12 protein-coding genes are annotated in these 13,165 nt (G+C 42.9%); 7 read left to right on the top strand and 5 right to left on the bottom strand.

Annotation, left to right across the window (positions count from 1 at the left end; translation table 11 throughout):
* Nucleotides 1–70: 70 nt before the first annotated feature.
* Nucleotides 71–802, bottom strand: a complete 732-nt coding sequence (yihA, locus tag MKHDV_RS01275; RefSeq protein ID WP_160711440.1) for a ribosome biogenesis GTP-binding protein YihA/YsxC — start codon at nucleotides 800–802, stop codon at nucleotides 71–73.
* 133 nt (nucleotides 803–935) lie between these two features.
* On the opposite strand from yihA, the gene MKHDV_RS01270 reads away from it, so the two are divergent.
* From MKHDV_RS01270 to lolA, 4 genes are all read left to right on the top strand, one after another.
* Entirely contained in the window at nucleotides 936–1,391 is a 456-nt protein-coding gene (locus tag MKHDV_RS01270; RefSeq protein WP_160711438.1) for a type II 3-dehydroquinate dehydratase, read from the top strand.
* Between the two features lie 45 nt (nucleotides 1,392–1,436).
* The gene (gene efp, locus MKHDV_RS01265) at nucleotides 1,437–2,000 is read left to right on the top strand and encodes an elongation factor P (protein WP_160711436.1); all 564 of its coding nucleotides are present in this window, start codon (nucleotides 1,437–1,439) and stop codon (nucleotides 1,998–2,000) included.
* Nucleotides 2,001–2,225: 225 nt separating this feature from the next.
* Nucleotides 2,226–4,595 carry a DNA translocase FtsK gene (locus MKHDV_RS01260; RefSeq protein ID WP_160711434.1) on the top strand — a complete coding sequence of 790 codons (2,370 nt, stop codon included), beginning with the start codon at nucleotides 2,226–2,228 and terminating at the stop codon, nucleotides 4,593–4,595.
* Between the two features lie 14 nt (nucleotides 4,596–4,609).
* Nucleotides 4,610–5,242 carry an outer membrane lipoprotein chaperone LolA gene (gene lolA / locus MKHDV_RS01255; RefSeq protein ID WP_160711432.1) on the top strand — a complete coding sequence of 211 codons (633 nt, stop codon included), beginning with the start codon at nucleotides 4,610–4,612 and terminating at the stop codon, nucleotides 5,240–5,242.
* A 52-nt stretch (nucleotides 5,243–5,294) separates the two neighbouring features.
* On the opposite strand, the gene MKHDV_RS19125 is transcribed toward lolA, so the two are convergent.
* Entirely contained in the window at nucleotides 5,295–7,391 is a 2,097-nt protein-coding gene (locus MKHDV_RS19125) for a pseudouridine synthase (RefSeq protein ID WP_371415990.1), read from the bottom strand.
* A gap of 3 nt (nucleotides 7,392–7,394) precedes the next feature.
* On the bottom strand, nucleotides 7,395–7,997 hold the full coding sequence (gene yedF / locus MKHDV_RS01245; protein ID WP_160711430.1) for a sulfurtransferase-like selenium metabolism protein YedF: 603 nt from the start codon (nucleotides 7,995–7,997) through the stop codon (nucleotides 7,395–7,397).
* 122 nt (nucleotides 7,998–8,119) lie between these two features.
* Here yedF and MKHDV_RS01240 point away from each other — a divergent pair, with 122 nt between their 5' ends.
* From MKHDV_RS01240 to MKHDV_RS01230, 3 genes are read left to right on the top strand one after another with little or no spacing between them, the layout of a single operon-like run.
* A complete protein-coding gene (locus MKHDV_RS01240; protein ID WP_160711428.1) occupies nucleotides 8,120–9,886 on the top strand; it encodes an ABC transporter ATP-binding protein in 1,767 nt (588 codons plus the stop codon).
* Nucleotides 9,886–10,518 (top strand): lysophospholipid acyltransferase family protein, encoded by a 633-nt coding sequence (locus tag MKHDV_RS01235; protein ID WP_160711426.1) that lies wholly within the window; start codon nucleotides 9,886–9,888, stop codon nucleotides 10,516–10,518. Before MKHDV_RS01240 ends, MKHDV_RS01235 begins: the two co-directional genes overlap by 1 nt.
* 9 nt (nucleotides 10,519–10,527) lie before the next feature.
* Nucleotides 10,528–11,442 carry a lysophospholipid acyltransferase family protein gene (locus MKHDV_RS01230; RefSeq protein ID WP_254060381.1) on the top strand — a complete coding sequence of 305 codons (915 nt, stop codon included), beginning with the start codon at nucleotides 10,528–10,530 and terminating at the stop codon, nucleotides 11,440–11,442.
* Between the two features lie 923 nt (nucleotides 11,443–12,365).
* Here MKHDV_RS01230 and MKHDV_RS01225 read toward each other — a convergent pair.
* Together MKHDV_RS01225 and folK are read right to left on the bottom strand one after the other, a co-directional pair.
* On the bottom strand, nucleotides 12,366–12,665 hold the full coding sequence (locus MKHDV_RS01225) for a transcriptional regulator (protein WP_160711424.1): 300 nt from the start codon (nucleotides 12,663–12,665) through the stop codon (nucleotides 12,366–12,368).
* Nucleotides 12,666–12,687: 22 nt separating this feature from the next.
* Complete coding sequence (folK, locus tag MKHDV_RS01220; protein WP_256369999.1) at nucleotides 12,688–13,164, bottom strand: 2-amino-4-hydroxy-6-hydroxymethyldihydropteridine diphosphokinase; 477 nt, start codon at nucleotides 13,162–13,164, stop codon at nucleotides 12,688–12,690.
* Nucleotide 13,165 lies beyond the last annotated feature (1 nt).

The raw sequence follows: 13,165 nt of genomic DNA, 5'->3' as shown, positions 1-13,165 counted from the left end.
CTCACTTGAATATTTCTTGCTTTCCGCTGCAAAGCAACGTAGCAAAATTTGAGCAAAGCCCTAACAGCCGCTACTTTTTCTTCTTTTTCTTTTTAGAAAGAGGAGCTTTTTTTACCTTAGGTTTAGGTTTAGCATTTTCACGTTTCTCAGCTCGAGCAGCGCGCTGTGCTTTTTTCTCTGCTCTAACTTTTTTTACTTCTTCATCGATTCGAGTAAATTCTTCTGGTTCCATTGCATGTTCTGCAAAGGCGTGCCAGATTTTATCAAGTCCTAGCCCTGAAGAAGCAGAAGATATGATTGGTCTAATTCCACCAAGAATTTTTGCCCATTCATTTTGTTTCGCATCACGTTCACGTTGCTTACATTTATCACATTTTGTGAGAATCGGAATAAGCGGCAAATCGATCTGCCTAGCATAGCTAGTCAGTTCAATATCAATCTGCTGTGGCGGAACACGGCTATCGATGAGAACAGCGAGGGCTTTAAGCCCCGGTGTAGAAATTAAATATTGGTTAATAAGCTCCGCCCATTTCTGGCGATCAGCTTTAGATACTTTTGCGTAGCCATACCCTGGAAGGTCAACCAAGTAATATTGCCAAGGCTCAACTTTATAAAAGTTGATAGATTGGGTTTTACCTGGGGTAGAACTAATACGCGCAAGATTTTTACGTCCTGCTAACGCATTGATAAGAGACGACTTGCCAACGTTGGAACGTCCAGCGAGAGCAATTTGCGGTAGATCAACTTCTTGAAGTTGCTCAAGCGTATATATTGTGTCTTCTAAAATAAGATTTGGTTGCATGAGAGGCCTTTGGTAATAGTTAGTAAAGGCAACGCCAAGCTTGACAACAAGCAGCGCTTTGGAAAATATTACCCGTTTGTTTCCACCATTTCTAATGGTATAAAAGCAATGTGTAAAGACAAAGGGAGTACGCATGGCCGGTTACAACATATTGATCCTTAATGGTCCGAATTTAGGAGCATTAGGAAAACGACAGCCGGAAATTTATGGCAAAAACACCATGGATATTTTACCCGAACTTGTGCAGCAAGTACTCGGTGAAAATTACCAAAGCGTTTCTCTTGAATTTTATCAAAATAATTCGGAAGGCAAACTGATTGATCGAATTGAGCAGGCAAAAGAAGAGGGTATCGATGGCATCGTGTTCAATGCCGGTGCATATACTCATACAAGCCTTGCTTTAGCAGATTGCCTTGCTTGGATTGAATTGCCGGTGGTGGAGGTGCATTTAAGTAATGTACTTGCTCGCTCCGAACCAATGCGGCAAAAAAGTTTTATTGGTCGACACGTCATTGGTGTTATTGCAGGTTTCGGCATGATGAGTTACGCACTAGCCGTGCAGTCGCTGTTTCAGCACCTTAAAGATTAGAATTTAATTTTCCGGTCATCTTATCGGAACTACTTGGAGGAATACATGTTCTCAACCACCGATTTCAAACGTGGTCTCAAAATCCTTTTGGACAACACTCCTTTCGAAATTGTTGAATTTCAGCACTTCAAACCGGGCAAGGGCGGCGCAATGATCCGCACCAAGCTTCGCAACCTTCTTACTGGTCGCGTAGTTGATAAAACTTTCCGCTCCGGTGAAAAAGTTGGTCGTCCAGATATTGAACATGCAGCAATGCAGTACCTCTACATGGAAGGCAGCAATCTTGTTCTGATGGATCTCGGTTCATATGAGCAGCATTACATGAGTTCTGAAAATTCCGAAGGAGCAGAAAACTTCCTTAAAGATGGTCAAGAAGTAAAAGTAATGCTCTACAATGGCGATCCACTTATCCTTGAACTTCCTGCTTCACTCGTATTTGAAGTTACTCATACTGAGCCAGGTGCAAAAGGTGACACTGTTTCCAATGTAACTAAACCAGCTACCATCGAAACTGGTCTGGAAGTAAACGTTCCATTGTTTATCAGCATCGGTGACAAGATCAAAATTGACACTCGCACTCGTGAGTACCTTGGTCGCGAAAACTCTTAAGTTCCCTTACCTGCTGTATAAAAAGAACGTACTTCATATGAAGTGCGTTTTTTTTATGCTATTTTACAAATGAAAAAATTTGTTCATATTAACACATTGAAAAATATGCTGTTGATTGCTTCCAGTAATATGACTACAGTACACCAAGGTTATCAGATTCTAGACAAACTAGCAGGTTAGAGCGTCTACTTATATCTGATATGTTTTGATCATTTCTGCTATTAATTGGAAGCACTCCTACTGGAGGATGGTATTAAGAATACGCAACGTATAACTCGCGAACTTTTTTCATTATTCATCACGTTCTGGGGCATCTTGCTCACAATCAGCCTAGTGACATTCAGTCAGGCTGACCCTAGCCTCAACCATATCGTAAGTTCGCCTAAATCTATTCACAACGCTGCAGGACTTTTTGGAGCATATCTTTCAGGACTTCTTGTCGATATGTTTGGTCTAGCCTCGTACCTTTTAGCACTTGGGTTTCTTGCTTCAGGCATCCGCTGTTTTTTTGCTAAAATATGCATAGAATGGTGGCGCTGGCTTGGCTTGGCATTATTCAGCATCAGCATCAGTTCGTTAAGTTCCGCAGTACCACTAACTATTGGAGAAATCCAAGGCGGTGGATTGCTGGGCGACGTACTGTTTGGTGTTAATTGGTATTATTTACGACCAATAGGCAGTACGTTACTTTGGATTTTCATAACATTAAGTTCAGTGCAGCTTATGATGGGTGGCACGTGGGCGGGCATGTTCGCATGGCTCAAAGAACATATTGGCAGTGTGAAAAAACCACTGCTCAAAAAATCCATTACAACCAAGAAAAAAACAAAGATTAAAAAATCAGCCGAAATCAGCAAAGAGAAGAAAGCGCGACGCTCACTCTTTGGTAAAAAAACTGACGAAGCAGACACCACGTTACCAGCACTCGACATTCCCAGTGATACAACTGAACCTGAAATCTGGGACGAAATTGCTTCAATGGATGCTGTTCCCGCTGAATTTAACTCCGTCATTATTGATGAACCAGTAAAAAGCGGCGATGAAGCATCATTAATAGGTGAGAGTAATCCATTCGAAGGTGAGCTTGATTTTCCTGAAGTAAAGAGGGCGAACAGCAAGAAAAGCAAAAAAGTTTTTTTGCCTGTACTCGATTTGTTTAGCAACAGTGACGACGACATTGAAACAACCCCGAGGGAAGTTCTTGAAGCAAAAGGGCGCCTAGTAATGGAATGTCTTGAAGACTTCAATGTACAAGGTGAACTTCAACGAATTACACCAGGACCAATCGTTACAATGTTTGAGGTCAAGCCTGCACCTGGCGTTAAAGTTAGCAAGATTGCAAACTTATCTAACGACATCGCAATGGCATTGAGTGCTGTTGCTGTAAGAATTCAGGCACCAATTCCCGGAAAAGACTCTGTAGGCATCGAAATACCAAACGAAATAAGAGAGTTAGTCTCTCTAAAAGAGCTCTTTGCATCGGATTCATTTGTCCGCTCCAAAGACCCACTCACTCTCGCAATTGGTAAAGATATCTCGGGTATTCCTTTCTCTGCTGACTTAGCTAAAATGCCGCATTTACTAGTGGCGGGTGCTACGGGTCAGGGTAAAAGTGTGTTCATCAACTCAGTATTGATGAGTTTACTATTCAAAACGACTCCGGACTCGTTACAGTTATTGCTTATAGATCCAAAACGCATTGAGCTTGCAGTTTATGCAGACCTACCTCATTTGGTACATCCTGTTGTTACCGATATGTCTCAAGCAAAAAATGCTTTGGATTGGGCAGTATATGAAATGGATAGACGTTACGAAGCAATGTCCCGTATGGGAGTACGTAACGTAGTAAGTTACAATACTAAATTAAAACAGATGGGTGATGAGAAGCCGGAAAACCTTGCTGATCTTCAACCAATTCCATATCTGGTCATCATCATTGATGAATTAGCAGACCTCATGCTTACAGCGGCAAAAGAAGTGGAAATCAGCATTGTTCGACTTGCTCAGCTTGCTCGAGCTGCAGGTATCCACCTCATTCTTGCAACTCAGCGACCAAGTGTTGATGTTGTAACAGGTTTGATCAAAGCAAACTTCCCATGCCGAATCTCTTTTCAAGTTACCGGCAAGCACGACTCACGAACTATTCTCGATACCGTTGGAGCAGAGCATTTACTTGGAAAAGGTGATATGTTGTTCAAACCAGGTGGAGGAAGAATCACCCGAATGCACGGAGCATTCGTAAGTGATGACGATGTGGTTTCTGTTGTATCCCACTGGAAAAAACAACTTCCACCTTCGTACAAAGTTGACTTTGTAGAATGGGCAACGGAAGGAACCGGTAATGTATCCGGTTCAATGAATGGTGGTGCTAACGGAAACAATGGCACACCGGATGATCCATTATACGGAGAGTGTGTAGCTTTTGTTATTGAAAATGGCAAAGCATCCATCTCTCTTATCCAGCGAAGGTTCCGAATTGGTTTTAACAAAGCAGCCCGCTTTGTTGAACAAATGGAACAGGATGGTGTTGTTGGACCGGCGGACGGTAGCAAGCCGCGTACAGTGCTTGCAAAAAAAGAGCAACCAACCGGATAGATATAGGACACAATATGAATCGCATTATCACAGCTAGCTTGCTAATGTTTTGTCTTTTTTTCGTAAACGCAGAAACTGCGAATGCAGGGCTTGAATCTCTTACAAAGTCATACGGAAAAGCTCAAACAGTTACAGCTGACTTTGTGCAAACCCTCATCCATAAAGATAGTGGTGGCAAAGACGTTCGAACTGGAAATTTTGTTATCAAACGGCCTCAGCTAGTTCGTTGGGTAACAAACAAGCCTTTCAACGAATTGCTCATAGTAAATAGAGATGCTGTCTGGAATTATCTTGAAGATGAAGAAGTTGTATACAAGTATCCACGCGAACTTGCGGATGAAAGCCAAAATGCATTACGCTTTTTGCTTGGAGACGCAAACGTAGATAACGACTTTTACGTTGAAGATGGGGAGACAAAAGGAAACTACCTTCTTTTCCCAAAGGAACCCACAGCGAATCTTACCGAAGCCAAAATTTGGATAAATGAAGAATCTGGGATAATATCACGACTCCGCATTGTTGACTTCTACGGAAACATCAATGACATCACATTCAAGAATGTTCAATTCGACAAGCCAGTGGATGATCTAGTTTTCAACTTCACCCCACCAGTAGGTGTGGATGTAGAAGATAATACTAAAAAATAAAAAAAAGCGAGTGGAAATTCCACTCGCTTTTTTATTTCTTATGTAGCCAAAACTAGCTGCTTAGGCCGGTAGCCTTATAAAGTTCAGCAAGTTCTTCCGGGGTCAACTCACGGCTTTCACCTTTATCGAGTTCACCAATCTGAATTGGTCCAATCTTCACACGATGTAAGTTAAGAATAGTCAACTCAACATCACGGAACATGCGACGAATCTGACGGTTAATACCTTGAGTCAATACCATTTCAACTCGAGTGTTACCTTCATCATGTGCAAGAATTTTACATTCAATCGGAGCAAGTTTTTCGCCTTCTTCCAAAGTCATGCCTCTACGGAATTTTTCCAAAACTTCTTCTGGAACATCACCGCGAACACGTACACGATAAACTTTAGTCTGGTGCCACTTAGGATGAGTGAGTCTATGAGTCAGCTCACCATCGTTGGTCAACAAAAGAAGACCGGTTGAGAAAAAGTCGAGTCGTCCTACCGGAAAAATACGCTTCTCTTTAAACTCTTCTGGAAGAATATCCAAAACAGTAGGGCGGCCTTCCGGATCATTCGCAGTACAAACAGTCTGAACTGGTTTATGAAGAAGAACATACAACGGTTCAGCTTTTTCAGTATTAAACACAACGCGTTCAGCATTTACTTCCAGCACGTCAGAAGTTGGGATAATTTTTAATCCCGGCTCTTCTACTTTTACGCCGTTAACAAATACTACACCTTGAGCAATCAGATCGTCAGCTGCACGACGGGAACAAATACCGGCAAATGCCAAAGCTTTATTGATGCGCAAAGGCTCATTTAAGTTTGGTACACTTGGCTTCGCAGGTACAAATGGCTTTTTCTCTGGACGTGGAGGACGATTCTCTGCTGGTTTGCCCTTAGCTTCAGGACGATTGTTACGAGGAGCGCCTTCTGCACTTGCATCGTAACGCATAGGGCGCTTGCCAAATGCTTCGTTGCCATCACGTTTGCCTTCCTGTGGACGGCTAGGGCGATCACTGCGCCCGCGGCTTTCAAAGCCACGTTTGCCAGAATCACGTCTATCGTTTCTTTCTGAAAAAGGACGACCTGAATCACGGCGATCAGAAGATTCAAAACGGCCACGGTTATCGCGACCACCACGAGAATCTTCACGGCGATTATCACGCTGACGATCTCCGCCATGGAAATCACGATCAGGACGACGGGAATCAGAACGATCGGAGCGATCAAAACCATTACGGCTACCTTCGCTACGTTCTGCTGGACGTCCTCTGAAACCATCACGCTGTGGACGACGGTCTGAGCCAGACTGTTCACCACGTTCGCCACGGTTCCAAGATTCATTGCGGTCACGACTTTCACCGCGATCACGAGATTCGAAACGACCACGGTTGTCACGGCCACCACGAGAATCTTCACGACGATTATCACGCTGGCGGTCTCCGCCACGGAAATCGTGATCAGAACGACGGGAATCAGGACGATCGGAACGAGGAGCAGCATTACGGCTATTCTCATCGCGTTCTACCGGACGTCCTCTGAAACCATCACGCTGTGGACGACGGTCTGATCCAGACTGTTCACCACGAGAATCTTCACGGCGATTATCACGCTGGCGGTCTCCGCCACGGAAATCGCGATCGGAACGACGGGAGTCAGGACGATCAGAACGAGGAGCAGCATTACGGCTATTCTCATCACGTTCTACTGGACGCCCTTTAAAACCATCACGTTGTGGGCGACGGTCTGAGCCGGTCTGTTCTTCACGATCTTTACGGCTCCATGAGCCATTACGAGTGCGACTTTCGCCACGATCATTGCGATCATTACGGCCACGGTTATCACCACGCCCACGAGAATCGGAACGTCCCTGACTGTTGCGACCACCTTGACGGTAGTTATCTTTACCAGAGGGTGAACGACTAGGTAGGTCATTAAAAGTATTGCGTTTACCTTCACCGTCACCATCGTCCATAGGACGACCTTGGTATACACCTTTGTCGAAGTAGGAACGTTCGCTACGTTTTTTTGGGGTGTGCTCGTCGTCACGACGATCTACATTTTTGCCTGATTGGTTACGTTCGGAACGATCACCAAAGCCAGTCCGACTATCACGTCGGTCTTCAGTCTCTTGAGACGAAATTTCTTTATTTTGTTCTGACATATATTATGGTCGTATAACTTTTGCAGCTACCTGCATGCTGGTTACGATATCCAGCATATTTGTAGTTTCGCCCACAGCTTTTTTTTCTAGCATGGAAAAATGTTCAAGACATGTTCCACAAACCAAAAGATCAACTCCAGTGGCTTCAAGGGCTTTTAATTCATCCAAAACATGGCTATCCTCTGTTGCGAGGGTAACAGCACCATTGACCATTACAATACGCCACAAAGACTTGCCAAGTTCTGGCAACGTCGCTAAGAAGTTCTTCATCAACTTAGCACCAAGTACGTCATCACCTCTGCCAATAGTGGCCGAAGAAATGAAAACGCATATACTACTGTCTACCGAAGCCAAATCGTCGTCAGTAAGAATTTCACACATATCAGTGTCTGAGGCAGTGGCTAATATTCGCCAACCGCCTTCTATTTGGTCGGATTTTGCAGAATATCCCTTTACAGAAAGGAACCGTACTACGTTATCTTTTGCTGCATCATTATCTACTAATATAGTAAAAACAGATGGAGCTTCTTGTTCGATCAAATTTTTGCACTGGATGACAGGCTGAGGACAGGACAGGGAAAGACAATTTAATTCAGTTTTACTCATTGCGAGCCTCCTCATACTAGTAGATACGCAGACTCGCAAGTCGTCAAATCGAAAAAAGCAATATAGTTTTAAAAAAACCATCGAATATTTAAATACGAGCCTTTCGTGGAGAAACCCAACTCATGGCAAAACGTAAAAAACTGCCTAAAAACAGCGGTAAACTTCTAAAACGTACATTACGATACTTTGCGCCTTACAAGGTATCCATTGCAATTTCTCTTATTGCTATGGCTGTTGTTGCCGCAACAACAGGGGCATCCGCGTACCTAATTAAACCAGCACTGGATGACATTTTCATCAATAAAAACAGTGACTATTTGATGATCATTCCCTTTGCTTACTTCATTCTTGTTCTTGCAAAAGGATCAGGGCGATACGCACAAAACTACTTTATGACCTACTGTGGTCTTAAGGTGCTTGAACAGCTGCGTAACGAACTGTTCGATAAAATTATCTGCCTTCCCCTCAAGTTCTACGAAGAACAGCAGGTGGGCATGCTCATGTCACGTGTCGTCAACGATGTAGCCGAAATCCGTGGTAGTCTTCCGGCGGTAGTTAAAGGAACACGTCAATTCCTTACAATGATTGCCTTGCTCTTTGTTGTTTTTTATCAGGATGCGTACCTTGCAACTTGGGCAGTGCTTGTCTTACCACTTGCTTTATTCCCGTTTATCCATTTCGGAAGAAAACTGCGCAAGCTTGGCAAGAAGAACCAGATCCTCATCTCTGCAATGACAATTTTCCTTCAAGAAAAGTTCAGTGGCATTCGAGTTGTTAAAGCATTTGCCAATGAAGAGGGTGAAAAGGCTGGTTTTCGAATTGAAAACAGTCGTATTGCCAAGCTAGCCCTTAAGCAAACCGTTGTTGGACAAATGTCCTCACCAATCATGGAGCTTATCGGAGCCCTCGGTATTGGTTTAGTTATCTGGTACGGTGGTTCACAGGTAATCGCTGGTCAGCAGACTGCTGGTACATTCTTCTCATTCGTTGCAGCACTCGTTATGTTGTATGACCCGGTCAAAGAACTCACCTCTGCAAACAACTCACTTCAAAAAGCACTTGCTGGCGCAGAACGTGTATTTGAAATTCTCGATTCTCCAGATATCAATGTAGAACAGGATGGTTCACAAATACTTGAAGGAGTACATGAAGTTTCCTTCGATAATGTGACATTTAGCTATGATGAGACCGGTCAGCCCGCACTTAAAGATATTCATATTCATATTAAAGAAGGCGAAAAAGTTGCAATTGTCGGCCCGAGTGGCGCTGGTAAAACAACTTTTGTAAACCTCGTTCCTCGTTTTTACGAGCAGCAAGAGGGGCGTGTTCTTATAAATGGTATAGACTCCCGAAGTCTTACGCTCAAATCGTTACGCAAAAATGTAGCAATCGTATCTCAGGATGCTTTTCTGTTTGATACAACAATTGCTGACAACATTGCATACTCTTCAGAGGAGTGCAGTAAAGAAGCAATTGAAGAAGCAGCTAAGGCAGCATTTGCGCACGAGTTCATCTGTGACTTCCCAGAGGGATACGACACTGTCGTAGGTGAACGTGGCGTACGTCTTTCCGGCGGCCAAAAGCAGCGCCTAACAATTGCCCGCGCTTTATTAAAAGACGCGCCATTACTTATTCTAGACGAAGCAACAAGCGCGCTTGACTCAGAATCAGAAAAAGTAGTTCAGTTGGCGTTGGAAAACTTAATGAAGGATCGCACAAGCCTTGTGATCGCACACCGTCTTTCCACCATCATTTCTGCTGATAGAATTTTAGTTATGAAAAACGGTGAAGTTGTAGACGAGGGCACTCACGAGTCCTTGCTTTCAAACAGCCCATTATACCAGCGACTGTACACCTTACAGTTTGAGAGTCATGAGGAGATTGCTTAATGAAAATTCCATTGCCAATTCCCCTTATTTCTTCAACGCTTTTTCAGTTATACAAAGTCTGGTGTAAGACTTTAAAATATGAAGAAGTAGGGCGTGAAAAAATAGATAAACTCTGGGATGCACAGGCACCAATGATAGCTTGTCTGTGGCACGATGAGCTGTTTCCACTCATGCATGTTCGAAGACAGCTTGAGATAATAGCCGTTGTAAGCCAAAGTACAGATGGAGAAATCCTTGCTCAGGTTCTTGAGAAGCTTGGCCTTCTCACCAGTAGAGGGTCCAGCTCCCGCGGTGGCGTAAAAGCATTACTACGTGTAGCTAAGACCATGAAAACGTCCCGTCACCTTGGCTGTATTACGGTCGATGGACCAAAAGGGCCACGCCATGAAGCTAAAGAAGGTGCAGTATTTATTGCCCACAGAAGCAAGGCGAAGGTTATTCCTGTAAGAATAGCCATGTCTAATTCGTATGTTTTCAAAAAAGCATGGGACAAATTCCAAGTGCCATTACCTTTCTCAAAAGTTAAGATCCTCTTTGGTGAACCTTATGACTTGGCAGAAGGAAGTCTTAACGAAGAATATCTTGAAAAAGAACGTAAGTGCTTAGAAGATAAACTTAAAGCATTACTTTAAGGACAGATAGTGAATCCAATATATTCAGCAATTTACACATTAGGTTCCAAAATGACCGTCAACAGCTCCAAAGTGCTGGGATGTGCATTAGGGACCGTAATGTGGAATAGTCTACCCAAACGAAGAAAACTCGCTATAGACGCTATTCAACAGCATTTAAATGTTGAATATGAAGAGGCCGTTGTCATTGCAAAAAAAAGTTTTATGCATAACTGCCGCTCTTTTCTTGAAATATTCCTAGTTCCCAAAGTAGACAAAAAATTCTTTAGTGAGCTTATAACACAGGACGCAGGGCATCCATTTTCTGTCTGTGTAGCGACCGATGCACCAATAATTGCCATAACTGGGCATATGGGAGCATGGGAAATCATGGCAGGAATTTTAGGCGAATTAGCAGTCGGCCCTCACAGAGCACAGCCGCAAATTGTTGTTCGTACCAATAAGAATGAAAACATGAACGAACTCATTTTTAAACTTAGAGGCGGGCGTGGAGCTAAGATTCTTTCCCATAGAAACGCAGTGTTTGGAGTTTTAAGATCGCTTAAAAAGAAAGGAGTCACTGCCTTTTTAGTTGATCACAACACCAAACGGAAAGAAGCCATTTTTACAGATTTCTTAGGTGAAATAGCCGCCGTAAATTCAGGCCCCGCTTTCCTGGCCCTTAGGGGCAAAGCAGTTATCTTGCCAGCGTTCCTTGTCCGTAACGAGGAGGGGGGCTACAAGTTCATTGTTGAAGAGCCCCTCAGTACCGAAGATCTTGAGGGAACCCGTGAAGAAAAAATCCAACAGATCACCAGATTCTATACAGACGCAGTTGAACGCATAGTACGTCAGTACCCAGAACAATGGTTCTGGATGCACAAGCGCTGGAAAACTCAGCCGAAGGCTGACGATTTTATTCTTCCACGGAATGACCAAAACTAAAAGAGCACCAGACAGCGTCCTGTAGTTGCCAACAAGAATGCCAATCTCAAGCCTAATCATACGCTTTCTGTGCCTAAAATAGGCAATGGCTATAGAATAGAAAAAAAGAAATCTTTGAAGTAACAGTTCAAAGATTTCCTTTTTTTTATTCAATAAGCAGCATAGAGCCACACCCAGACACATCTTTTTTTTAACGGTCGTAGCCGTATCCCTCATTTTCAATAAACAAGCCTTAAAAAGGGTATTCTGGACAAAACAATAAAAAGACATTTATCGGTTGTTTCACAGTTATCCACAAAGAGACAACGTTCTGTAATAATTTAGTCTTTTTTTACTAAAGTTAACATAATATACATTATGAGACATAAAATATGGTGTGAAATCACACCATTCTCTCTCGCTTTTTTGTTTCTTGTAGATCTTATTTTTTCAAACTTCTCTCTGCGCTTTTTTAAGCGCATATTTTTTAGTCTTAACCCGTTTGCTCATCTTGTGATCTTAAATGACTCTCTGTCGCTGTGAGCATGGTCATTTGAACTTTAGACCGTTAACACTACAAATTATCTATCCGCATTCTATTTTGCACTCTTCAAAATGTCTCATTTTCCAAAGAGTACATTGTGATCACAAAACAGAAAAAACTGTTCAAACTTGATTCGAATGACTTAAGCCATTTTCTTCAAATCAATCAGCTACGTTTTCATCCGTGTAATTCTGAAAAATGTTCATAGCTTCATGCAGCGTAAAAATGACGTCAGAAAAAATGTAGCCGCGTTTTCTTTCTGCCAAAAGAAAACGTTCGTTCAATTCCAAAAAAAATGTCCTTAAAACAAACTGCCAGACCCTGTTGAATTATGCTGACCTGACAAGACTAAAAAAACCGGAAGCCCTTTAAGGCTTCCGGTTCATCTTTCTATAGCTAACTAATCAGCTGGCTCTTCTTTACTTTCTTTAGAAATCGCTCGGCCTGACTCTTCAAGACGGGCTAAAAACTTGTCTCTACATTCGTAGCTACAAAAACGATGGATGGTTTCTCCGTCACGGATACGAATGTCCTGATCAAGGGAAACAAAAGCGCCACAAACTGGATCTTTTACCATGTCACCAGTTGCAACTTTCTTTTCCATATCTTTGTGTTTTTTATCTGTTTTCTTCTTGTTGTCATTAGTAACAAGTTTAAAAAGCAGCCAGCCACAAACTAAAAGAACTACCCATTTAATCACGCGAGCTCTCCCTTACGATAAATTATTGCCAGATCTGATCAGCGTCTACCTTGTATTCCAGCTTGCCGAGAACTTCTGTAAGCCCCCTACCATCCGGAAACTGCAACTGCGGTGCGATCTCATGTAGCGGAACAAGCACAAATGCTCTTTCCGTCATTCGCGGATGCGGTACAATAAGGTCTTCCGATTCAATTACTTCATTGCCGAACAACAATACGTCTAAATCAATCACACGCGGGCCGAAGCGCTCTTCGCGCACCCTTCCAAGCGTATTCTCAATTTCCAGCAAATTGTTCAAAAGGTCATGCGCAGTTACATACTCTGAACACGTAACAGAGACAACCTGATTTGCAAACCATGACTGGTCTTTCTTTTCTTGTGGCTCAGTACGAAAAATTGAAGAACTCTTCGACACTGAAACGCCATCAAGCGAATCAATCGCAGTTATCGCGTTTGCAAGATTTGTATCTGTATCGCCCATGTTTGAGCCAAGGCAGATA

The organism is Halodesulfovibrio sp. MK-HDV (assembly GCF_009914765.1).
Taxonomy (GTDB): Bacteria; Desulfobacterota; Desulfovibrionia; order Desulfovibrionales; family Desulfovibrionaceae; genus Halodesulfovibrio.
Note: the sequence above shows the minus strand (reverse complement) of the source record. Positions and strands in the feature narration are given on the sequence as shown.